The organism is Thalassolituus sp. ST750PaO-4 (assembly GCF_020320405.1).
GTDB lineage: Bacteria > Pseudomonadota > Gammaproteobacteria > Pseudomonadales > Oceanobacteraceae > Venatoribacter > Venatoribacter alkanivorans.
On sequence record NZ_JABVCB010000012.1, the window covers coordinates 44,817 to 66,933 of the forward strand.

The window sequence follows — 22,117 nt, forward strand, 5'->3', positions numbered from 1 at the left end:
GTCATTTTTCTTACGGGCTGATTATGAACACCGCTGATTCCATCGCCGCTAAACTTGCTGTTTTATCCCCTCTGCACCTCGATATCCTTAACGAAAGCCACATGCATGCCGGGCCTGCTACTGAATCACATTTCAAATTGGTTGTGGTCAGTGCGGAGTTTGATGGCAAACGGCCTGTTGCCCGTCATCAGCGTGTGTATCAGCTGCTGGCTGAAGAGCTGACCGGGCCGGTACATGCTCTGGCTTTGCATCTTTATTCTCCGCAGGAGTGGCAGGATGCGACCGTGCCGCCGTCGCCCCAGTGTCAGGGCGGTCATTGACCGGAGCTGTCCCGGGGGCATGATAGTGGCGGGCTGGCTTCCGGGTCGGCCTTCGCTGTGAATCTGCGGTTATTGCCAGTACGATTTTGGCTGATGTGCACCTACAGTGATAATCAAAGTGCAGGCATGCTCCACCTGCAATAAAGCATAGCGGGATCTATTTATGTGGTTGGTTACTCGTCTGCTGGTGATAGCGTCTTTAATGGTAAGTCAGGCCTGTATGGCTGACTGGGAACTGGCAAAAGAAGACAGCAAGCGGCAGATTCTTGTGTATACCCGTGCGGCTGAGCAGTCTGATATGCGCGAGTTCCGCGGTGAAATGCGTTTGCAGACAACCCTGTCGGCGCTGGTGGCATTAATCGAAGATAATAAAGCCGGCCCTGAATGGATATACCACTGCCGGGCTCTGGAAGTGATCGAACAGGTTTCTGAGCACGAGCGTCTTTTTTATATGGTGACGGAAGCACCCTGGCCAGTAAAAGACCGTGACAGCGTTATCTACAGTGTTCTCACTCAGGCTGATGATTATTCGGTGCACGTTGATATGCAGGTGCGTAACGATGTGTTTCCGGCCAACGATGAATTTATCCGCATAACCAATATGAAAGGCTTTTGGGAATTCCGCCCGGAAGGCGATGGCTGGGTGACCGTGATTTATCAGGTTCACGCCGATCCGGCGGGTGGCATTCCGGCCTGGCTGGCGAACAGTATGGTGGTGGATTCGCCATACTACACCTTGAAAAATATGCGCAAAATGGTGGCCAAAGAACCCTATGTCAGCAGCCGCCTGCCACACATTCGTGATATTGCCAGCGGGGAGTAACAGGTTTTTATTGCGCCTGTGCAATTGCTGGCTGTTCCGCAACTCTGATATTTGTCATTGCATTGTCATAAAAGCGTCATACAATCGCGCCCAAATTTAAACTCAGAAGTAAGTCCTATGAATTTCTGGCGCAATTTCTTTTCTTCAGTACTCACTTTTATTTTTGCTGTAACGGTTCATGCCGGGCAGATCGCTCGTTTTGACGGGTTGCCTGTTGATGGTGAAATTAACCTTTTTTCTGTACAGGGATCGAACACCATTGGTGCCGAATTAGCCCCGAATCTGGTAAAAGCCTGGCTGCAGGAAAAGGGTGCTGAGAAAATTGAGGTGCAAAACTCCGGCATCGATAACGAGGTCGAAGTCAGCGGTTTTTATCCGGCGACCCGTACCCGTGTAACGGTAAAAATTGCTGCACACGGCTCCGGTACCGGTTTTAAAGGCCTGGCAGCAGGCAGTGCCGATATTGCTGCAGCCTCCCGCCCGATTAAAGATAAAGAGTTCAACCTGCTGCAGCCGCTGGCGAATATGCGCAGTCCGGGCAGTGAGCATATTATCGGGATTGATGGTCTGGCGATCATCGTACATCCGGATAATCCGGTCAGTGATCTGAGTGTGGAAGAAATTGCCGAAATTTTTTCCGGCGGTTACAGCGACTGGTCAGAGGTGGGTGGTAAACCCGGCCCGATTCATGTGTATGCCCGTGACGATAAATCGGGTACCTGGGACAGCTTCAGCGGTATGGTTTTAGGTGAGCGTAACTTAATTGCCGGTGCCGAACGTTTTGAATCCAATGCGGAGTTATCAGACCGGGTTGCAGCAGACACGGCCGGTATTGGTTTTGTCGGGCTTTCTTCAGTACGTTCTGCCCGGTTGTTGTCGGTTTCGGATGGCAGCGCCAAATCTTTACTGCCTAATAAACTGACGGTAGCAACCGAAGATTATGCTCTGGCACGTCGTCTCTTTATGTACACCGACGACGAACCTGCCAATGACTATGTTAAAGAATTTATTGATTTTTCATTACAGGATGCAGGCCAGAAAATTGTGGCCGATACCGGCTTTATTTCGCAGGAGCTGAAAGCTGTTATTCCGGAGTTTTACGACGAGCTGCCAGAAGATTTCCGTCAGCTGACTTCCGATGCCAAGCGTCTGACCATTAATTTCCGCTTTCAGGAAGGCAGTGCCAAGCTGGATAACAAAGCCCTGAAGGATCTGGAGCGTCTGGCCGATTTTCTGCACGCTAACGGTTCAGCTGAAGTTGTGCTGATTGGTTTTGGTGATAAAAAGAAAACCGAAAAACGTTCGCAGTTATTATCTAAATTGCGCGCCATGGCAGTGCGCCGCGAACTGGTACGTTACGGCATTTATCCGAAAAATTCCGTTGGTTACGGTGAAAACCTGCCGGTTGCTTCCGTGAATGGTATGGAAGGTCGCAATAAAAACCGCCGGGTGGAAGTCTGGGTGCGTAAAGCCGGGGCCTGATGCCCTGGTTATTCAGAAATATAAAAAAGCCCGGTTAAATCCGGGCTTTTTTATGTTTGCTTTTGAGCGCCGGATTAATCTTCGGCGTGCAGCAGCAGATACAGCTCAACAACAGCAGCAGGAATATTACTGCACATCTGATTGGACAGGTCGATGTCCTCGTCGATGTCTTCCATTTCCGGCTCGTCCATAAACAGACCAGAGGCATACATGATCGGGAACAGGTGCTGGGCAACGGTTTCTTCGTCGCGCGCGTACCACTGTTCTTCCTGCAGCAGGACACCGGTCATAAAGCCCATGGCCCAGCTTTCCAGTGGTGGCTCTTCTTCTTCGTCGACCAGTGTCAGGTCGGCCGGAACCGGGAAATCCTGACCGGAGTCGAGCCATGCCTGAATCTCTTTGGCGAGTTTCAGGAACAGGGCATTTACCTGTTCTTTCTCCGCTTTGCTGAAACCCAGTTGTTCATCAAAGGCGCAGTCCCACACCTGCTGAACACTGAACTCTACCGGGCCCGCGATTAACGCGGTGATCAGGCCGTGTACGGCGAAAAAATCGAAACTGTCCTGGCGTTCGGCTTCGTCTTCGAGCAGTACGCCCAGGGTTTCCAGTTCGTCTTCATTAAGGGATGGGATACTATTGAGGTCGGACATACGCTACTCCTGAATTTGGCGCTAATCCTAACAGGCTTGAGACCGTGCGGAAATCTTACAAACAACAATTCTGGCTGACTGTCGGCGGCGAGCAGGTCGCTGTGCATCTCTCAGCGATGCGGCGTAAGAGCATGCGTATGCTGGTGAATGCCGAGGGTGAGGTGGATCTGCGCATCCCGCTGGGGTATCCCAAGGCGGAGGTGCTGGCGTTTGTGAATGCCAATCATGACTGGCTGCTGAAGCGCCGCAGCGAGGTGCTGGCACGACAACAGGAAGCCCGGCAAAGTGTACTGATCCGCGGACGCGAATTACCGTTTAAAAGCAGTGCTCTGGGCGAGTTTATGGTCGCTGAACAGGCGGTCTGGGTGCCTGAGGGCTGGACGCCTGCGCAAACGCAGCAGGCGCTGGATAACTGGCTGCGCGGGCAGGCGCGGCATGAATATCCGCAGATGATTGAACGCTGGTGGCCGTTCTTCAGCCAGTTTGATGTGCGCCGCCCGCAGCTGCGTATTAAAAAGATGCGTACCCGCTGGGGCAGCCTGTCGCAGCGCGGTTATATCAACCTGAATCTGGCGTTAATGCAGCTGCCAGCGGAGCTGATGGAACTGGTGGTAGTGCATGAGTTGTGTCATCTGCGCCACTTTGATCATGGCGCGGGCTTTAAAGCGTTGATGACTCAGTGTCTGCCGGACTGGAAACAGCGCGAGCAACTGTTAAATCAGCTGTCGCGCCGTTTGCTCTGAGGTCTGCCTGTCAGCGCGATTTCACTGCGCTGTTAATCCACAATTGCGAATACCAGTAATACCAGCCCGGGTGGCGCACGCTGGGAGCGGTACAGTTGTAACGGCTGCGGCCGCCACGAATGGGGTTTTCTGCACGGGCGGTCAGGTTGACCACGCCGTTATCGGCTTCTGTCTGCGTGCTGATTGCACCTTCACCACTGGCAAAACACTGAATCTGGCGCGGACGCAAATCCACTTCCGGGAAATGAATGGCCAGGGTTGGCGGATTCTCTGCGGCCAGCACCGGTTCGATCAGCTGGGTTGGCGGCACCGGCAGGGCAAGGGTGTACAGCTTGGTTTTCAGAGTTTTGACGTTGGCATAAATACCGGAGGCCGGGAAGCGCGGCAGGGCCTGCGGATGAGACATAGGGCCTACCGGTCCGGATTGCTGACCAAAAGCAAGGTAACCGTTCGCTGCCAGCCAATCGATAATCTCCAGATCAAATTCCCCATAAGGGTAGGCCAGCAGTTTATGGCTGGTGCCCAGTTCTTTCTGCAGACGTGCTTCCGGCTCAGCCACTTCCTGAGTCAGCCAGGCATCCAGTGTCATGCCATCCGGGCGCTCAATCAGATAAGGATGATCCGCACTGTGGTTGGCAATCAGCGCACCGTTATCCTGCAGTTCTTTCAGCTGCTTCCAGTCCATTACCACGCCGTGTTGTTCGTCCACGGCATTGGTATTCACAAATACGGTAAAGGGCCAGTTGCGTTGTTTCAGCAGCGGGTAGGCGTTGTCATACACCGAGCGGTAGGCATCGTCGAAGGTAATGGCGACGGATTTTTCCGGTAAGGATTCACCTGCACGGATTTTGGCCAGCGCCTGGCCAAGATTAATCACATGCATATTTTCCTGCTCCAGCAGCTGCAGATGGCTGGCAAAACCTTCCGGACTGATACTGGTCGACGCGGGTGTATTGGCCGACACATGGTGGTACTGCAGAATCACCAGCTGGGCGCGTACCGATGCAGAGAAAAGCAGTGCGAAGAGAACGAACGGGAGAGAAAACTTAATCATGAATACCGGTGCTTGAGTCGTTGGAAGGCTGCCTGAATGGTGCGGAAGCGGTTTTCATCACCGCCGCGGTCGGGATGGTGTCGCATCGCCAGACGACGATATTGTAATCGAATCTCTGCCCCTGTCACGGGCTTACTGAGTTCCAGTTCAGCAATGTCCTGATCCTCCTGTTCCGGCTGCAGCATCTTCTGCCAGAAGCTGCGCAGCAGTTCATCCACCTCTTCCTGGGCGGTATTCAGCTGGCTGAGGTCGAGGTAATACTGTGCCAGCGGCTGATGTTCGGCCAGCTCGGTGTTGCGGGCGTTATCGGGCCAGGGCGAGCGGCGGATACTGAGTGCGCTGATTTCCAGCAGGGCAGATTGCTCATCAGCCCATTGCTGCTGCAGGCGGTAGAGGCAATGCATCAGAATAAAATGGCTGCGGAACATGGTGAGTGAATCGCGCAGAGCGTCGGGGAGGAAAATTCCCTGCTCAGGTGCCTGCAGCCAGCACAGCACGTCGTATTCACTGTGGCTCTGGCCGTCGGCCAGATACAGGCTCAGCAGTTCAAGCAGGGGAGCGAAATCGTCGATGGCGCTGTTGCTGGCCGCCAGAGTAGAAAGGGCATCTGAGTTCATGCTCTTATGCTAGCACAGGGTGGTTTACAGGGGAGGCCTCAGGGCTGGTCCGGGTCGGTATCTTCAATCAGCTGGCGCGCAAATGCCGGCAGGCGATGTTTAATGCTGTTCAGCTTGTGCGAAAACACGTGATAACGACGGCGCAGAAACTGCAGAAATGTGCGCACTCTGGGGATAGTCGATACCAGCATAGACAGGCCCAGAATGATCAGGATAATGCCAAGCGGAATCGGCATTGGCGTAATAATAATTCCCAGCAGCAACAGCAGAATACCGGTCACCATTTTAAAACTGCGTTTGATCATTCTGCATCATCATCCGGATGTTTGTGCCGGTTTTCCCGGTTCTGGAGGAATGCTGTACGTTGTTGTTCAGGCATGCCCATGCTGACACCCTGACATGACTGTGTTGCGAAACCATGAAATCTTTTGGTACAGGCCGTTGTTTATGAGTGAGAAGGAAAAAAAGCCGCTGCCGAAACGCAGCCATCTGATTACCCCGGAGGGGGAGCAGGCCTTACGCCGGGAATATGATTACCTGTGGCGCACTGAGCGTCCGAAAGTGACGCAGGAAGTTTCAGATGCCGCCAAGCTGGGGGACCGCTCGGAAAATGCGGAATACATCTATGGTAAACGCCGATTACGCCAGATCGACAGTCGCGTCCGTTTCCTGCTGAAACGTCTGGAGATTCTGACGGTGGTCGATCGTCTGCCGGCTGATCCGCAGAAAGTTTTTTTTGGCGCCTGGCTGGAACTTGAAGACGATGATGGCGAGGTTCATCGCTACCGTCTGGTGGGCGAGGATGAAATTGATCTCAAACGCGGCTATATCAGCGTTGATGCGCCGTTGGCGCGGGGATTACTGGGAAAACGTGTCGATGATGAAGTGACCGTGCGCCTGCCGAAAGGAGAAGAAACCTTTTACATCCTCAGCGTATCTTACCAGCGCCCTGAATGGGATGCCGGCGGCAGTAATCAGGCCGTTTTCTCCGCCTGATGTATCTGCCTTCTGCAACAGCATGAAAGCTGACCTCTGCTAGGCTTAATGGCAGGAGGATCATTATGATATCAGTACGCACGATCATGGCTTTGCTGTTGGCTTTTCTGGCGTTGCCAGCCTTGGCCACCGACGCTGGGATGCAGAACGAAGCAGCCGCCGAAGGCGAAACCTGGCCCTTTGCCGGCGTCTATAAAATGCCGGTGTGGATTGATCAGGTACAGCGGGTCTGCCCGTGGAAGTCTGACGCCGGAGAGGGGTACATCCGCGTTGTCCGTACTAATGTGAAAGGCCCGCATGGCATTTATCTGCAGTGGATCCGTAAAGGCATTGCCGGCAGTGAAACTCAGGCGATCTCAACGGTGCGTGTAGAAGAGCTGGAAGGACAGTATCAGGTTCATCTGCAGATGCCCCAGCCGCAACTGAGTCCCGATGCCTGTCACCTGACGGCACTGGCTGAATCCATCATCACTGACCGGCGTTATAAAATGGAGCTTGTTGTGAAGGGGCCGGGAGAATATCAGCTGCTGGTCACCAGTCTGTTGCAAGGCGGTCTGTGACCGCCTTTTTCTTTTGGCTGCGCCCGGTATCAGCTTCAGATCAGTCGATCTGAACCACATCCAGACGGGTAAACAGATGGCCTTTATCCTGCTTGTCCTGCAGGGTGACAAAATCAAACAACTGGGTATCGCCTAACTGTGACGGTGCCACATTACAGATGGCGGCAAAGATATTCTCACTGCGTCCCGGCTGCTCTTTGTCCCACTGTTCCAGCATCATCTTAATATTCTGACGTTGCAGGTTTTCCTGTGAGCCACACAGGTTGCACGGAATGATCGGGAAGCCCCGTGCCTGGGAAAATTTCTCGATGTCTTTTTCTTTGCAATAAGCCAGCGGACGGATCAGCACGTGTTTCTGGTCGTCACTCAGCAGTTTCGGCGGCATAGCCTTGAGCTTGCCACCATGGAACATATTGAGGAACAGGGTTTCGATGATGTCGTCACGATGGTGACCAAGAGCGATTTTATTGGCGCCAATACTCTCGGCAAAGCCATACAGAGTGCCACGACGCAGGCGAGAGCACAGGCTGCAGGTGGTTTTACCTTCCGGAATAATTTCTTTCACTACGCTGTAGGTATCTTTCTCGACGATGTGATACTCAATACCCAGCTGGCTCAGATACTCCGGCAGCACATGTTCAGGAAATCCGGGCTGCTTCTGATCCATATTCACCGCCACGATATCAAAGTGAATCGGTGCGCTTTTCTGCAGACTCAGCAGAATATCGAGCATGGTGTACGAATCTTTACCGCCGGACAGGCAAACCATGACCTTATCGCCGTCTTCGATCATGCGGTAGTCTTCGATGGCCTTGCCGACATTGCGGCGCAGGCGCTTCTGCAGTTTGTTGAACTCGAGTTGCTCTTTGCGCTCGGCAGCGGATTCGATCATAAAAACACCCTGAATAATTGCGCCCGCTTTATAGCAGAATGCATCGGGTGAAGGAACCGCCTGCGCAGGTCAGGCAGTTAAAAAGGAATGTTGTTCGGGGACTTTGAGAAAAGGTACGCCTGCTCAGGCTGCACGGTTGAGCAGGGCGGTGGCTGTACCGAGACTGGCGCAGAACTCTTCAATGCTGACACCGCTGCGGGGATGGTAAAAACGTTTCCACAGACGTGCGAGCTGTTCTGCGGTTGCATCGGCGGGCAGAACAAAATCATCATTGCGGGCATAGATAAACCAGGCAATGGCGGTGGCATAAGACAGGTTGGTGGTCAGCTCGGCATGGGGGTGACTGAGAAAATCATGCTGGCTGGCAAGGCCGCGCACGGTGCTGGCCAGTTCCGGCTGTTGCGCCAGATAAGCGTCCCATACATGGCGGTGGGTCAGGCTGTGAATGCGGTAAATGCCGAGAGCCCGTTGACCGGCGGCTTTGAGGTGCGATCCAAGAGCCGATTCCTGAGCCGCAGTTGCCAGCAGCAGGGTGCTGGCCATCGGGTTACTAACCCCGATACGTTGCAGGGTTGGCTGGATTACCCAGCGGGTCAGTTCATTTGCGCAGATGCCCATGGTCACCTCCTTATACGTCATATCGGCTGAATGACGCTGTTTCTGCAATCTTAGATCAGATTATTTTATCTGCTGCGGTTTTATACCAATTGCCAATAGATAGCCTGGATACCGGCGCCAGAAAAATAACGTCTGTTCAGCCTTTATTCTGGTAAAAGCATTTCCCGTACCAGAGGGCGTTGCATGAGTGTTCATAAGCAGAAAACAGGCATAAGAGGGCAGGCATAAAAAAACCGGCCTCTGGCCGGTTTTTTTGCTTACGGGTGAGCGGCTTACTCTTGCGGGTGAGCGGCACACTCTTTTTCAGTATTCAGGCCGGCCAGTTCATACAGCATATCGGGGTCCTGCAGAATCACTTCTTTCCCCTGGGTTTCGATCAGACCGTTTTTCTGGAAGCGGGTAAACACGCGGCTGATGGTTTCTACCGCGAGGCCCAGATAGTTACTGATATCCACCCGCGACATCGGCAGGCGGAAATGACTGGCCGAGAAACCACGACGGGAATAACGCTGGGAAATATCAATCAGGAAAGAGGCCACGCGCTCTTCGGCGTTTTTCTTGCTGAGCAGCAACATCATGTTCTGATCATGACGGATTTCGGTGCCCATTGTACGCATCAGCTGCTTACGCAGATCCGGCAGGTCATCGGCCAGACTGTCGAGTTGCTGCAGCGGAATTTCACAGACGGTGGTGGTTTCCAGCGCTTTGGCGGTTAACGGATAGTTGCCGTTATCGTAACCGGCCAGGCCAACCAGCTCAGAGGCCAGGTGAAAACCGGTAATCTGTTCTTCACCGTTACTCGCCAGAGTGTAGGTTTTCAGGGCTCCGGTGCGTACGGCAAATACGGATTGAAACGCTTCGCCCTGCTGGAACAGCAGCTGACCTTTCTGGATCGGACGGCCACGGCGGATGATATCGTCGAGGCGCTCCATATCGGAATCGTTCAGGGACAATGGCAGACACAACGCATTCAGTGAGCAGGTCTGGCAGTGTGGTTGAGTGCCCCGCAGTGGAGCAGGCGCAACATGTGTCGTTTTCATGACTGATTCCTGAGTGAAACCCCGGTGTCGGAGTAAGTAACAAGTGCAGCAGTTGCGGCTATGTTCGGCATTAGCGCGCGATCTGTCAAGAAAGTAACCAGACCGATGCTGCCGTCCACAAACCAAATCCGATCAGTAATCCCCCGGCAACCTGACGCACGCGGTTGTTGCTCAGAAACGGCGTCAGTACATTGGCCGCCAGTGTGCTGGCAAACAGGGCAGGCAGGGTACCCAGACCAAAGGCGAACATCGCGGCGGCTCCCAGCAAAGGCTGGCCATTTGCGGCAACCCAGCTCAGCGTGCTGTAAATCAGGCCGCAGGGCAACCAGCCCCAGAGCATGCCCAGCCACAGACGATCTATCGCACGCGGAGATTGCATAAAACGGCGGGTCAGAGGCTGCAGGTATTTCCAGATTCCCTGGCCCAGTTGCTCAATACGGGTCAGCATCAGTGACCAGCGGGCAATATAGAGCCCCATCAGTATCAGCATCAGCGCGGCCAGTGTCCGCAAGATCAGCATCAGCCACTGGTGCTGGCTCTGCAGCCACAGACCTGCGCTGGCGACTATCAGCCCGGCGATGCTGTAGCTCAGTATGCGCCCGGTGTTAAACAGCAGCGTCACCCGGACACGCTGAGTTCCGGCGCTGCTGCCAATAGCCGCAGCAATACCACCGCACATCACCAGGCAGTGGCTGGAGCCAAACAACCCCAGCAGAAACGCAGTCAGCAGCGACAGGGGTTCAATCATGGCTTGTCAGATGGGGTTTGTTCGCTGTCGTCCTGACGGCGACTTATCGGCTCATCGTCATCAAACAGAATGCGGTGGGCGGGGGACTCCATGTCTTCAAACTGGCCGCTCTTCACCGCCCAGAAAAAGATCAGCACGGCAATGCCGATCAGCAGTAAAGACAGCGGTACCAGGATGTAAATGATATCCATCGATCAAACCTCAGAGGAGTCAGGAGCCGGCAGGCGATTCAGGCGCAGGGCGTTGGTGACCACCAGTAACGAACTGAATGACATGCCAATCGCAGCGGCCCAGGGCGGAACAAAACCTGCCGCTGCCACCGGTAATGCGATGAGATTGTACAGCAAAGCCCAGCCGATGTTCTGAGCAATAATACGGCGTGTCTTGGTGGCTCCATCCAGAGCGGTCAGTAAGGTTTCCAGACGACCGTTGGTAAGCATGGCATCGGCGTTGGTCTTAGCCAGATCGGTGGCTTCGTTAACGGCCAGAGCAATATCAGCACCGGCCAGTACCGGCACATCGTTAATGCCGTCGCCGACCATCATGACCCGCTCACCGGCCTGCTGCCAGGCGCGCACTGCGGCCAGTTTCTGTTCCGGTGAGACGCCGGTCTGCAGGTCGGTAATGCCCAGTGCATCCGCCACCACCTGACCGGATGCGCCGGGGTCGCCGGTCAGCAGAGACACGGCGATACCGCGTTGTTGAAGTCCGCTGACAATTGACGCAGCGTTGCGGCGCAGGCTGTCATTCAGGCGCACCCAGGCCAGCGGTTGCTGATCACTGGCGAGCAACAGCCACTGGCCAGCGGCCTTGTTGTCGGGCTCCGTCAGGGGGGCAGCTGGCCAGGCATAATCGGCGCGGCCAAAGCGCAGAGTGTGCCCGTTCCACTGGCCGCTGATGCCCTGGCCGGCGGTTTGTTCGGTGTTCTCTACGGCAGCCGCTTTTATGGTGCGGAAGGCACGGGCAATCGGATGGGTTGAGTGTTTCTCAAGGCCGGCGATCAGGGCCAGCAGCTGAGCTTCATCCAGATCCGCCAGAGGTTCGACCTGCTCCAGGGTTAGTTTGCCCTGGGTCAGGGTGCCGGTTTTATCGAACACCACACGGTTAATCTGTGGCAGAACTTCCAGCACATGGCCTTTGCTGATTAACAATCCGCGTTCGCGCAGTGCGGCCGTGGCGGCTGTCAGAGCCGTTGGCGTAGCCAGTGACAGGGCGCAGGGGCAGGTTACAACCAGCACGCTGAGGGCGATGAAAAAGGCGTGTTCATCGCCTTGCAGCCACCAGAAGGTGAAGACCGAGCTGGAGATGATCAGCACCGCCGCAACAAAGTGGCTGGCAATTTTGTCGGCCAGCAGCGCAGCGCGCGGTTTTTCCTGCTGGGCGCGGTCCATCAGACGCATGATGGTCGATAATTGCGCTTCGGCGCCGGTCGCGGTGACCTTCATCAGCAGCGGGCTTTCAACGTTAAACGTACCGCCGATCAGGCGATCACCGGCTTTCTTGCTGATCGGCAGGTATTCGCCGGTCAGTGCGGCTTCATCAACCGAGCTGCGGCCTTCGATCACCACTCCGTCAGCGGGAATGGCATGGCCGGGTTTCAGACGCAGCACGTCACCAATACGGATGTCTTCACTGGCAATAACCTGCTCAACACCGTCGTCACCAACCTTTAACGCAATATTGGGCAGCAGCGTCAGCAGATTATTACCGGCTTTCCCCATCCGGTGACGGGCGCGCATTTCGAGAAAACGGCCAAGCAGCAGGAAGAAAGTGAACATACAGACCGAGTCAAAATACACCTCGACGCCCTGATTCATGGTGCTCCAGATGCTCGAACAGAATGCCAGCACAATGGCCAGCGATACGGGCACATCCATGGTCAGATGGCGGGTGCGCAGATCACGCAGGGCAGCAGTAAAGAACGGCCGGGCGCTGAACAGCACCACCGGCAGGGTCATGACCATTGAGGCCAGGCGCATAAAAAATTCGTATTGCTCAGCCATGCCCACATACAGAGGCACCGCGAGCATCATCACCTGCATGGTGCCGATACCGGCAACCGCGAGACGGCGGATCGCCAGTTTACCCTCACGATGGCGCTGCTCTTCCTGTTCAGTGGCAGAAAACGGCGAGGCTTTGTAGCCCAGACGGTAAATCGCCTCGGCAATACTGGATACGGCAATCTGGTCGTACTGCCAGCGTACCACCAGGCGGTGGTTGGACAGGTTAAGGACAGCGTTTTTTACGCCCGGCAACTGGCTGATACGGTGCTCAATCAGCCAGGCACAGGCGGCACAGCTGATGCCGTCGATAATAAACGTCGCTTCCGCTTCGCCTTGCTGGTTGCCGCTCAGATGGGCGACAAAGCGCCGCTGCAGGGCTTCGCTGTCATACAGGGTGAGGGATTCGCGCGCCGAAAGATCGCTGTCTTCCAGTTCAGCCGGCGACAGTTCCGGCAGTTCGGTGCGGTGGCGGTAATAGTCTTTCAGGCCACTGGCGACGATGGTTTCGGCAATGGCTTTGCAGCCCGGGCAGCACATCGGCTGCCGTTGGCCATCAATCAGGGTTGACCAGCGCTCACCTTCGGTGGTGGCTTCACCACAGTGAAAACAGCGCTCTTGGGCTGAATGGGCATTCATTTGGCGTGTAAGTTAATAACCTTGTCAGCTTCAATCAGTTCGGTACCACGGATACGCCACTGCTGTCCGTGGCTGAGCAGCCAGATATGGCGGCGTTCCGGCAATACCAGTTCATTGACACCGGCATAGTGGCCATCGCCCAGGCGTTGCAGCAGCACGGTCAGGTCACGTTCCTGCAGGGTAGGGTGAATCAGTTGCAGTTGCAGGGTTGCAGGTTCTTCATCCAGATAGCCGTTCAGGGCCAGGTGGATTTCGTTTTCGCTGAACGTCAGATCGGCCTTGATCTGCAGGCGGGCAGCATGGGCATCGGCTTCGACGTTTTCGGTGTAGCTGACGCCGTCTTTGTAGTAGCTGTCGCTGACCAGGGAATCCTTGGATTCAAGGGCCAGTGTCAGCATCACAAAACCCCAGCAGATAGCCAATAGCGGAAGGCCCGCAACCAGCCACACCATGGGTTCTTTGTACCAGGGAGCGTGTTCTTTGGATTCGGTGTTCATAGACTTCTCAATCGGCATCGGGCGGGATAAAAAAAACCGCCCAAGTTTAACCACTTGGGCGGTCAGTCTCCAGTTTGGATTTGTCAGATTCGCTGACACGGGTCATGGTTTCGCGGAGGCGAATCTTTTCCTCAGATTAATTGCGTGGGGCAATAAAGCGGCTTTCTTCACGCGCCACTTCTTCACCGGTATCGGCATCGGTGATGACGAATTCAATATCCACTTTACTGGCTGGCATATGCACTTCTTCCGGATCAATTTCGATGGTCAGAAGCACTTCTTTCAGCTCGTTCACACGCAGAAACTGAGTGGTTGGCGCATCCATCTTCATACCTTCCAGACCATCCAGGCTCAGAGTGTAGGTTTTTGGGCTTTGCGACATGTTGATCAGCTTCAGCGTATACGCATTGGTTACGGTGTCGTTGGCGGTCATCTGATAGAGCGCGCTGCGGTCACGTTCAATATCCAGCTTGAACGGTGTGCGGGTGCCGATGGCGTACATGAATGCGCCCATCATAATCAGCAGCAGTGCGGCATAACCGACCAGACGCGGACGGAAGAAGTGAGTCTTTTTACCTTCCAGCTCATTTTCGGTGGTGTAACGGATCAGACCCTTCGGCTTATCCAGTTTTTCCATAATGGAGTCACAGGCATCGATGCACAGAGCGCAGCCGATACACTGGTATTGCAGACCATCACGGATATCGATACCGGTCGGACATACCTGCACGCACAGGGAGCAGTCAACACAGTCACCAAGCTGGGTTGTGTCGCTTTCTTCCTTGGCTTTTTTGCTGCGTTTGCCTCGTGGTTCTCCACGGTTAACATCGTAGGAAACGGCCAGGGTATCCGGATCGTACATAACCGACTGGAAACGCGCATAAGGGCACATATAAATACAGACCTGCTCACGCATCCAGCCGGCATTGATGTAGGTGGCCGCGGTAAAAAACGCAATCCAGAATAAACCCCAACCACCGATGTTCAGGGTGAAGAAATCCGGTACCAGTTCGCGGATCGGGGTGAAGTAACCCACGAAGGTTATGCCGGTCCAGATGGCGATAATCATCCACAAAGTATGCTTCAGGGCTTTTTTGCGGAATTTGCTCGCGCTCATCGGTTCTTTATCGAGTTTCATGCGGGCGTTGCGGGTACCTTCGGTACGCTCTTCAATCCACATAAAAATAAATGACCAGGCCGACTGCGGGCAGGTGTAACCACACCAGATACGACCGGCAAGGTTAGTAATGGTGAACAGGCCAAAAGCGCAGATAATTAACAGCCACGACAGCAGCATAAAATCCTGCGGCCAGAAGGTAATACCAAAAATATGAAACTGGCGCGCCGGCAGATCGAACAGAATGGCCTGTCGGCCTTCCCAGTTAAGCCAGGCACTGCCGAAATAGCCGAGCATTAACGCCCACAGCGACCATGTACGTAATTTCTGGAAAAAACCCTCAATTTCACGAACGTAAATTTTCTTACGTTTTTCATACATGCTTTGGGTTTTTGGTGTGACATCTTTGACCGGAATATTACTCATAACGGCAAATCACCTTGGTTGGATGTGCATGACGGCGCTTTGCGAAACCAGAGACGGAGCAGGGCCCCACAGCGCTCTATATAACGCGGCAATTATATAGCTTGTTGCCTGTCGCTATAACGAAAAAAGCGGCTTTAAGCCGCTTTTTTCTGTTTTTATTGCCTTAGCTCAACCCCGGTTGGTTTTGCCTGACCGGGGTCTTGCTGCGCTTACTGCTGATGAGACAGCGAGTAAACGTAAGTGGTCAGCAGGTGGATCTTGGCTTCAGCGTTGTTGCCAAGAATTTCCAGATGCGCTGGCATTTTACCGTTACGACCATGCTTCAGAGTGAACTCAATCTGCTTGGAAGAACCGCCATATAACCAGATATCGTCAGTCAGGTTTGGTGCGCCAACCAGCTGGCTGCCTTTACCATCTGCACCGTGACAAGCCATACACAGTTGCTGATATTTAGGCGCTGCTTTTTCAGCGGCTTCTGCATCGTGCTTCAGGCCAGACAGGCTGCGAACGTAGTTCACCATGTCAGCGGTACCTTCTTCACCCAGTACTGCGCCCCATGCAGGCATCGCGCCCTGACGACCGTAAGTCAGAGTGTGCTTGATGTTCTCAGGAGCGCCACCGTACAACCAATCGTTATCGGTCAGGTTAGGGAAGCCCTGAGCACCTTTAGCTGTAGAGCCGTGGCACACAGCACAGTTGCTCTTGAACAGGCGCTGGCCGGTTTGCAGAGCGTCTGCGTCTTTGGCCAGTTCCTCAACCGGAGTAGCGGTGTATTTGGAGTACAGTGGTGCGATGTCAGCATCGAACTTCTGTACTTCAGCTTTCCACTGGTTGGTAGAAGACCAGGCAACCTGTTCGCCGTCGACTTCAACAGTCAGCAGGCCGTTAACGTTGCCCAGGCCGTACACGCCCAGGTAGCCAAAACCAAACACGATGGTTGCCCAGAACATAAATACCCACCAGCGTGGCAGCGGGTTGTCCAGTTCCTGAATACCGTCGTAGTCATGACCAGTAGTCTGGTCAGTTTCATCTTTACGCTGGCCGCGGCTGGTGTACATGATCAGTACGCCGCAACCAATCATGGATCCCAGTACGATGACCGCGACCCACACTTGCCAGAAAGTGCTTAACATATTTATTTACTCCGATCTTTATCGTCGTGCGCTGGCATTTCTTCGTTTTCGAGAAATGGAATCTGAGCATCGTTATCAAAACGCTTTTTACGGCTGGAGCCATAGGCCCACCAGAGTATGCCGAGAAAAGCTATCAGGGCGAAAACGCTGCCCAAACCGCGCACGTCGTTAATATCCATGGGATTTACCGTTTAGTGACTACAGTGCCCAGGTGCTGCAGATAAGCAACCAGAGCTTCGATTTCACGTTTGCCATCAACGGCCTCTTTGGCACCTTCGATGTCAGCATCGGTGTACGGTACGCCGACCATACGCAGAGCTTCCATTTTCTTCGGAGTCAGGCGGCCATCGACCTTATCTTCAAACAACCATGGATAAGACGGCATGATGGACTCAGGTACAACGTCACGTGGGTTGTACATGTGTGCACGGTGCCACTCATCAGAGTAACGGCCACCAACACGTGCCAGGTCAGGACCGGTACGCTTGGAACCCCACAGGAACGGGTGCTCGTATACCGATTCACCAGCAGTGGAGTATGGGCCGTAACGCTCGGTTTCTGCACGGAACGGACGAACCATCTGGGTGTGACATACGTGGCAACCTTCACGGATGTAGATGTCACGACCTTCCAGCTGCAGAGCAGTGTAAGGTTCCAGGCCTTCAACCGGCTTGTTGGTGTCGTTGTGCCAGAACAGTGGAACAATTTCCGCCATGCCGCCCCAGCTCAGTGCGATGACAATCATCACCACCATCAACGGCAGGCTTTTCTCAATATTGTCGTGCTTAATCATGTTTCAGTACTCCTTAAGCCTGTGCTGCGACTGCGTTGCCAGCTTCTTTCTTGGCCGCGCGAACAGTCATGAACACGTTGTAAGCCATGATCAGCATACCGGTCAGGAACAGTGCGCCACCCAGTACACGAACCACATAGCCGCCATGAGAGGCTTCTACGGATTCAACGAAGCTGTAGGTCAGGGTGCCGTCAGCGTTAACTGCACGCCACATCAGACCCTGCATGATGCCGTTTACCCACATCGCAGCGATGTACAGTACGGTACCAATGGTGGACAGCCAGAAGTGAACGTTGATCAGTTTGATGGAGTGCATGTCACCGGCTTTGCGGCCGAACATGATTGGGATCAGGTGGTACAGAGCACCGATAGATACCATGGCAACCCAGCCCAGAGCACCGGAGTGAACGTGACCAATGGTCCAGTCAGTGTTGTGAGACAGCGCGTTTACGGTCTTGATCGACATCATCGGGCCTTCGAAGGTAGACATACCGTAGAAAGACAGAGATACAACCAGGAAGCGCAGGATAGGGTCGTTACGCAGTTTGTGCCATGCACCAGACAGCGTCATCATACCGTTGATCATACCGCCCCAGCTTGGTGCCAGCAGGATCAGAGACATAACCATACCGGAAGTCTGAGCCCAGTCAGGCAGAGCAGAGTAGTGCAGGTGGTGAGCACCGGCCCATACGTAGATAGAGATCAGGGCCCAGAAGTGCACGATGGACAGACGGTAAGAGTAAACCGGACGGCCAGCCTGCTTAGGCACGAAGTAGTACATAATCCCCAGGAAGCCTGCAGTCAGGAAGAAACCTACCGCGTTATGGCCCCACCACCACTGGATCATGGCATCAATAGTACCGGCCCAGATGGAGTAAGATTTGGTCAGGGATACCGGTACGGCCAGGTTGTTACCCACGTACAAGATCGCAATCATGATCATGAAGGCTGCGAAGAACCAGTTGGCAACATAGATGTGGCTTTCTTTACGGATAGCCAGCGTGCCGAGGAAGTTCACAACATAAGAAACCCATACCAGAGTTACCAGAATATCGATTGGCCATTCCAGCTCAGCGTATTCCTTGGTAGAGGTCAGACCCATTGGCAGAGTAATAGCCGCTGCAACGATCACGGCATTCCAGCCCCAGAAGGTGAAGCTTGCCAGGGTGTCTGAGAACAGACGCGTACGGCAGGTGCGCTGCACAATGTAGTAAGAAGTTGCAAACAGTGCAGAACCACCGAAAGCAAAAATAACCGCATTGGTGTGCAGCGGACGTAAACGACCGAAAGACAGCCAAGGCGTATCAAAGTTCAGTGCAGGCCAAGCCAGCTGGGCAGCGATAAGTACACCGACCGCCATGCCAACAATGCCCCAAACTACGGTCATGATGGCAAATTGTCTTACCACCTTGTAGTTGTACTCGGGATGGTCAAATGCTGTGCTCATGATCAGATTCCATTTAACAGCGAGGATTGAGGGTTAAAAAAATCGGCGCAATTATGGTGTTTGATGCTGTTATTTGCAATCAAACACCGGAAAAACACCAGATTTTACAGCAGGTTATCCTGCTTTTATGGAGCTTATGAACAGCTAACTGAGAACGTCTCTCACCATCGTTCTGATGGTTTGCTCCAGCAAACAGCCCACACTCTCTGCCGCTACAGAATAGCTGTAAGTTATCCTGATAACGGTTGAGCAAATCATAAGGAAGTGGCAACCGTGAATCTTGATATAGCGCAAGAAGCACTGGGGACGGGAAATACAATTGCAAGTCATGCGACAATTTTCCCTGAAGGCCATGTCTGAACGGAATTTAAATGAACAAAAAATACACAGAAAATGGTAATTCGCGTGATCCGTTATTTATTTTCGCCCATGGCGCCGGTGCCGGCAGTGACAGCGAATTTATGCAACGGATGGCAGAATTGATTGCCGCGCAGGAAATATATGTCGTGCGTTTTGATTTTCCTTATATGGAACAGCGTGCCATCGACGGTAAACGCCGCCCGCCACAGCGTATGCCGGCACTGCTGGACGATTACCGCGCATTAATCCGCCAGTTGGATCGTCCTTGTATCATTGGCGGAAAATCCATGGGCGGGCGGGTTGCTTCTTTATTAATGCAGGAAGCAGAGAAAAATGCCGGCACCGATATCCGCGGTTGCGCCTGTCTGGGGTATCCGTTTCATCCGCCGGGTAAACCTGAGTCGCTGCGCACAGATCATCTGCAACAGTTGCAGCAACCTCTGCTGATTGTGCAGGGCACGCGTGACGCATTGGGCGATAAAGAAGAAGTGGACGGCTATGCCCTTGATGCTGCACTGCAGTTGTTGTGGCTGGAAGACGGCGACCATGACTTAAAACCGCGTAAAAAATCCGGCTATAGCCATGAGCAGCATATGCAGCACGCTGCGGCAGCGGTGGCGGCCTTTGTTCGTTCCCGGGTGCAATAACCGGCCAGACAATACAAATGAGATTTAATTTCTTATCTAAATAAAAACTATTCGTAAATGTGTTTTGTTCTTGTTAGCATGCCGGCGTTTTTGATGGGCTTGTCAGAAAAGCCTGATTTATGACCAGCATGTTTTAACAGGGGATAGCACAATGATCAGACCGACTCTCTGGCGCCAGGCCGTTTTGCCAGCCGCGATTGCCTTGGCCAGTTTTTCTGCGCAAGCGGAACAGGCAGAAAAAAATCCGGTAGACCTCAGCAAAATGGTGGTATCAGCCGCTGGTTTTGAGCAGAAGGTCGTTGAAGCACCGGCCAGTATTTCTGTGATTACTCAGGAAGATCTGCGCTCCCGTCCTTATATGACTCTGCTGGATGCTGTGCGCGAACTGGAAGGTGTGGATATTGGTGAAACCCGCGATAAAACCGGCCAGGGTTCCGTCAGTATCCGTGGTATGGGAGCGGATTACACCCTGCTGCTGATCGATGGTCGCCGCCAGAACAACCACGGCGATATTTACCCGAATAATTTCGGCGGTAATCAGTTCAACCATGTTCCGCCACTGGATGCGATTGAACGTATCGAAGTTATCCGTGGCCCGGCTTCAACCCTCTACGGTGCCGATGCGCTGGGTGGCGTGATTAACATCATCACCAAAAAAGTCACTGACGAGTGGGCGGGTTCTGTCACGATCGGGCGCTCATTTCAGGAGCAGGACGAATACGGTAATGACACCACTGCCGATTTCAGTCTGATGGGTCCGGCGATCAAAGATGTACTGGGTATTGAGCTGCGCGGCAGTCTGTACCAGCGTGACGCCTCCGAACCTGAATATGAGGATGTCACCGATCCTGCCGGCGTCAGCCGTAAGCGTACTCTGGGCTTTGGTTCCGGCGGCAAAACCACCGATAATACCAACACCAATCTGGGCTTTGGCGTGAACTGGAAACCGGCCGCCAATCAGACCCTGACGCTGGATATTGATCAGTCAAAACAGACCTACGACAACAAGCCTCTGGCGGATGGCACCTTCCCGCTGGGCACGGTCGACAGCATTGATACCATCTGGCGTGCGCGCGGTGGTCAGGTGCAGCCACGGGTCGGTTACGCCAAAGATCAGGAATTTACCCGTGATCAGTGGGCCATTGCCCATGAAGGCGAATGGTCATTCGGCAGCAGCTGGGTGTCGCTGCAGCATATCGCCACCTCTAATGAAGGGCGCACGGTACCTTTCTCGGTGGCTGAGCGTGAACTGCTGCAACAGATCTACGACGGCACCGGCGCTTATACCGGCCTGAGCGTCGATGAGCGCAAAGCCATCGCGGCGGAGACTTTCCTGCCACGTCCGAAACGCACCATGGAAAGCAGCCAGTACACCCTGGATGCCAAGGTGGATATGCCGGTCAACGATTTCTATGGTCATCACCAGGTAGTGGTGGGTGGTCAGGTGATTGTCGCAGAACTGAAAGACGGTGTGTTTGGTCTGGAAGGGGGCGATGCCGGCAGCGAAACCTCCGACTTCACCATGTACTCGCTGTTTGCTGAAGACAACTGGTCGATGCTGAATGATTTCACCCTGACCACTGGTGTGCGTTATGACAACCACGATGTCTTCGGCAGCAATGTCAGCCCGCGCCTGTACGGTGTATACAACCTCGATCTGAGCTGGACCGTCAAAGGTGGCGTATCGACTGGTTATAAAACCCCGAAAACCACTGACTTGTTTAACGGCATCACCGGTTTTGGCGGGCAGGGCACCAGTCCGTTTGCCGGTAACCCGGATCTGGAGCCGGAGAAAAGCGTCAACAGCGAGCTGGCGCTCTACTGGGAAGCGACCGAAGGTGGCCATAACTTCAATATCACCGCCTTCCATAACAAGTTCAAAGATAAGATCGCCAGCGGCGACCGGGTACCAACCTGTGCCAGCACCAACGGCGCCAAGCCGTGTGTGAATCTGGGTGAGTACGAAACGCTGAACTACACCACCTACAGCCAGAAAATCAATATCGACGAAGCGCTGGTGCGCGGCGCTGAAGTAGCGGCCCGCTGGCAAATGAGTGAAGCGCTGTCATTGCGTGCCAACTACACCTACACCGACAGCAAACAGCTGTCCGGTAATGAACAAGGCCAGCCGCTGACCAACAGTGCCAAGCACATGTCGAACCTGACGCTGGGCTGGGACATCAGCGACAAAGCCAACGTTTATCTGACCAGCGAAACCCGCTCGTCACGTTTCCGCGATGTGGATGAAGACGGCAACGCGCTGTACTTCAAAAACTACAACGTACTGCACCTCGGTGCGTCGTATGAAATCAGCACCAACCTGAGCGTTAACGGTCGTATCAACAACCTGCTGGACGAAGACTTCACCACTTATCAGACCCGTTTTCAGGATGGGGTTGAGGGTGATGCCGCCGACGGTGATTACGATGACGACGGTGAAATCACCTACATCGATGATTACAACAACAAAGACAAACGCCGCAACCTGTGGCTGGGCGTGAACTACCGCTTCTGA

24 protein-coding genes are annotated in these 22,117 nt (G+C 53.9%); 8 read left to right on the forward strand and 16 right to left on the reverse strand.

Features of this window, described 5'->3' with window-relative positions; translation table 11 throughout:
- Positions 1–23 precede the first annotated feature (23 nt).
- The 3 genes from HUF18_RS13330 to HUF18_RS13340 all read left to right on the forward strand — a co-directional run bounded on the left by HUF18_RS13330 (position 24) and on the right by HUF18_RS13340 (position 2,625).
- Positions 24–320, forward strand: a complete 297-nt coding sequence (locus HUF18_RS13330) for a BolA family protein (protein ID WP_145468233.1) — start codon at positions 24–26, stop codon at positions 318–320.
- Between the two features lie 163 nt (positions 321–483).
- Positions 484–1,143: an START domain-containing protein gene (locus tag HUF18_RS13335; protein WP_225692538.1), complete on the forward strand. Its 660-nt coding sequence runs from the start codon at positions 484–486 to the stop codon at positions 1,141–1,143.
- A gap of 117 nt (positions 1,144–1,260) precedes the next feature.
- Complete coding sequence (locus tag HUF18_RS13340; protein WP_225692539.1) at positions 1,261–2,625, forward strand: substrate-binding domain-containing protein; 1,365 nt, start codon at positions 1,261–1,263, stop codon at positions 2,623–2,625.
- 74 nt (positions 2,626–2,699) lie between these two features.
- Here the strand turns inward: HUF18_RS13340 and HUF18_RS13345 are convergent, their stop codons facing one another.
- Positions 2,700–3,275, reverse strand: coding sequence for a YecA/YgfB family protein (locus HUF18_RS13345; protein WP_225692540.1), 576 nt, complete (start codon positions 3,273–3,275; stop codon positions 2,700–2,702).
- Positions 3,276–3,319: 44 nt separating this feature from the next.
- Here HUF18_RS13345 and HUF18_RS13350 point away from each other — a divergent pair, with 44 nt between their 5' ends.
- The gene (locus tag HUF18_RS13350) at positions 3,320–4,018 is read left to right on the forward strand and encodes a M48 family metallopeptidase (RefSeq protein WP_145468241.1); all 699 of its coding nucleotides are present in this window, start codon (positions 3,320–3,322) and stop codon (positions 4,016–4,018) included.
- Between the two features lie 10 nt (positions 4,019–4,028).
- On the opposite strand, the gene HUF18_RS13355 is transcribed toward HUF18_RS13350, so the two are convergent.
- Genes HUF18_RS13355 through HUF18_RS13365 form a run of 3 tightly spaced genes read right to left on the reverse strand, consistent with a single transcriptional unit; the run spans position 4,029 to position 5,994 of the window.
- Positions 4,029–5,072 (reverse strand): polysaccharide deacetylase family protein, encoded by a 1,044-nt coding sequence (locus tag HUF18_RS13355; protein WP_225692541.1) that lies wholly within the window; start codon positions 5,070–5,072, stop codon positions 4,029–4,031.
- A complete protein-coding gene (locus HUF18_RS13360; protein ID WP_225692542.1) occupies positions 5,069–5,689 on the reverse strand; it encodes a DNA-J related domain-containing protein in 621 nt (206 codons plus the stop codon). Before HUF18_RS13360 ends, HUF18_RS13355 begins: the two co-directional genes overlap by 4 nt.
- 38 nt (positions 5,690–5,727) lie before the next feature.
- Positions 5,728–5,994, reverse strand: coding sequence for a PGPGW domain-containing protein (locus HUF18_RS13365; RefSeq protein ID WP_145468247.1), 267 nt, complete (start codon positions 5,992–5,994; stop codon positions 5,728–5,730).
- Between the two features lie 142 nt (positions 5,995–6,136).
- Between HUF18_RS13365 and greB the strand changes: the two genes are divergently transcribed.
- Complete coding sequence (gene greB / locus HUF18_RS13370; protein ID WP_145468248.1) at positions 6,137–6,685, forward strand: transcription elongation factor GreB; 549 nt, start codon at positions 6,137–6,139, stop codon at positions 6,683–6,685.
- Between the two features lie 65 nt (positions 6,686–6,750).
- A complete protein-coding gene (locus HUF18_RS13375) occupies positions 6,751–7,245 on the forward strand; it encodes a hypothetical protein (protein WP_225692543.1) in 495 nt (164 codons plus the stop codon).
- Positions 7,246–7,285: 40 nt separating this feature from the next.
- Here the strand turns inward: HUF18_RS13375 and ttcA are convergent, their stop codons facing one another.
- The 12 genes from ttcA to ccoN all read right to left on the reverse strand — a co-directional run bounded on the left by ttcA (position 7,286) and on the right by ccoN (position 18,595).
- Positions 7,286–8,137, reverse strand: coding sequence for a tRNA 2-thiocytidine(32) synthetase TtcA (gene ttcA, locus HUF18_RS13380; protein WP_145468252.1), 852 nt, complete (start codon positions 8,135–8,137; stop codon positions 7,286–7,288).
- A 123-nt stretch (positions 8,138–8,260) separates the two neighbouring features.
- Entirely contained in the window at positions 8,261–8,755 is a 495-nt protein-coding gene (locus tag HUF18_RS13385; protein WP_225692544.1) for a hypothetical protein, read from the reverse strand.
- Positions 8,756–9,027: 272 nt separating this feature from the next.
- Positions 9,028–9,795: a fumarate/nitrate reduction transcriptional regulator Fnr gene (gene fnr / locus HUF18_RS13390; RefSeq protein WP_145468256.1), complete on the reverse strand. Its 768-nt coding sequence runs from the start codon at positions 9,793–9,795 to the stop codon at positions 9,028–9,030.
- 85 nt (positions 9,796–9,880) lie between these two features.
- On the reverse strand, positions 9,881–10,543 hold the full coding sequence (locus tag HUF18_RS13395) for a sulfite exporter TauE/SafE family protein (protein ID WP_225692545.1): 663 nt from the start codon (positions 10,541–10,543) through the stop codon (positions 9,881–9,883).
- Positions 10,540–10,734: a cbb3-type cytochrome oxidase assembly protein CcoS gene (gene ccoS / locus HUF18_RS13400; RefSeq protein WP_225692546.1), complete on the reverse strand. Its 195-nt coding sequence runs from the start codon at positions 10,732–10,734 to the stop codon at positions 10,540–10,542. The genes HUF18_RS13395 and ccoS overlap by 4 nt, the downstream gene beginning before the upstream one ends.
- A gap of 3 nt (positions 10,735–10,737) precedes the next feature.
- Positions 10,738–13,182 carry a heavy metal translocating P-type ATPase gene (locus HUF18_RS13405; protein WP_225692547.1) on the reverse strand — a complete coding sequence of 815 codons (2,445 nt, stop codon included), beginning with the start codon at positions 13,180–13,182 and terminating at the stop codon, positions 10,738–10,740.
- Positions 13,179–13,679: a FixH family protein gene (locus HUF18_RS13410; protein ID WP_225692548.1), complete on the reverse strand. Its 501-nt coding sequence runs from the start codon at positions 13,677–13,679 to the stop codon at positions 13,179–13,181. Before HUF18_RS13410 ends, HUF18_RS13405 begins: the two co-directional genes overlap by 4 nt.
- Positions 13,680–13,815: 136 nt before the next feature.
- Positions 13,816–15,222 carry a cytochrome c oxidase accessory protein CcoG gene (gene ccoG / locus HUF18_RS13415; RefSeq protein WP_145468266.1) on the reverse strand — a complete coding sequence of 469 codons (1,407 nt, stop codon included), beginning with the start codon at positions 15,220–15,222 and terminating at the stop codon, positions 13,816–13,818.
- A 209-nt stretch (positions 15,223–15,431) separates the two neighbouring features.
- A complete protein-coding gene (ccoP, locus tag HUF18_RS13420; RefSeq protein WP_145468268.1) occupies positions 15,432–16,355 on the reverse strand; it encodes a cytochrome-c oxidase, cbb3-type subunit III in 924 nt (307 codons plus the stop codon).
- Between the two features lie 2 nt (positions 16,356–16,357).
- On the reverse strand, positions 16,358–16,534 hold the full coding sequence (locus HUF18_RS13425; RefSeq protein ID WP_145468270.1) for a cbb3-type cytochrome oxidase subunit 3: 177 nt from the start codon (positions 16,532–16,534) through the stop codon (positions 16,358–16,360).
- Between the two features lie 5 nt (positions 16,535–16,539).
- Positions 16,540–17,145 carry a cytochrome-c oxidase, cbb3-type subunit II gene (gene ccoO / locus HUF18_RS13430; protein WP_222428554.1) on the reverse strand — a complete coding sequence of 202 codons (606 nt, stop codon included), beginning with the start codon at positions 17,143–17,145 and terminating at the stop codon, positions 16,540–16,542.
- A 16-nt stretch (positions 17,146–17,161) separates the two neighbouring features.
- Entirely contained in the window at positions 17,162–18,595 is a 1,434-nt protein-coding gene (gene ccoN, locus HUF18_RS13435) for a cytochrome-c oxidase, cbb3-type subunit I (RefSeq protein ID WP_145468273.1), read from the reverse strand.
- A 371-nt stretch (positions 18,596–18,966) separates the two neighbouring features.
- On the opposite strand from ccoN, the gene HUF18_RS13440 reads away from it, so the two are divergent.
- Positions 18,967–19,602, forward strand: coding sequence for an alpha/beta fold hydrolase (locus HUF18_RS13440; RefSeq protein WP_225692549.1), 636 nt, complete (start codon positions 18,967–18,969; stop codon positions 19,600–19,602).
- Positions 19,603–19,753: 151 nt separating this feature from the next.
- Positions 19,754–22,117: a TonB-dependent receptor domain-containing protein gene (locus HUF18_RS13445; RefSeq protein WP_225692550.1), complete on the forward strand. Its 2,364-nt coding sequence runs from the start codon at positions 19,754–19,756 to the stop codon at positions 22,115–22,117.